1 pseudogene is annotated in these 732 nt (G+C 84.8%); it reads right to left on the minus strand.

The features are described from left to right. Positions 1 to 732, minus strand: a pseudogene (locus IE249_RS37425) (Rne/Rng family ribonuclease); the annotation flags it as partial.

Raw genomic sequence — 732 nt, forward strand, 5'->3', positions numbered from 1 at the left:
GAACCTCGGACACGGTCTCGGCGGTGGCGCCGGCCTCGGGCTCGGACGAGCGGCGCGTGGCGCGGCGGCGCGTGCGGCGCGGCGACGCGTCCTCGGCGGCGGCCTCAGCCTGCGGGGCGGCCGCGGCGGCGGCCTCGGCCGGCTCGACGGACGCGGCGGACGGTTCGGCGGCCTCGGCCGGCTCCGGCGCCCCGGCGGGGGCGGACGCACGGCGGGTCGCCCGGCGACGCGTACGGCCACCGGCGGCGGACTCGTCGGCGGCGGACTCGGTCTGAGCCGGGGCCTGGGCCTCGGGCGCGGCGCCGGCCTCGCCCTCGGCGGGGGCGGACGCACGGCGGGTCGCCCGGCGACGCGTACGGCCACCGGCGGCGGACTCGGCCTGAGCCGGAGCCTCGGCTGCCGACGCGCTCTCCGCGGCCTCGGTGCCGCCCTGGGCGGCGGGAGCCGCCGTCTCGGCGGCGGCAGGGGCCGCGGCGGGCGCGGAGACACGGCGCGTGGCGCGGCGGCGGGCGCGCGGCGGAGCGGCGTCCTCACCGCTCTGCACGGAACCCGCGGGTTCGACGGGCTCGGCGGGCGTGTCGGCGGCGGCCACCACGGTCTCGGCGGGGGCGCCCCCCTCGGCCGCGGCGGCCTTGGGCGCCCCGGCGGGCGCGGAGGCCCGGCGGCGACGCGACCGGGGCGCGGGCGCCTCGACGGCGGCCTCGGCGCTCTCGGCGGCTTCGGTGGCCGCTA

This window comes from Streptomyces anandii JCM 4720 (genome assembly GCF_014650655.1).
GTDB lineage: Bacteria > Actinomycetota > Actinomycetes > Streptomycetales > Streptomycetaceae > Streptomyces > Streptomyces anandii.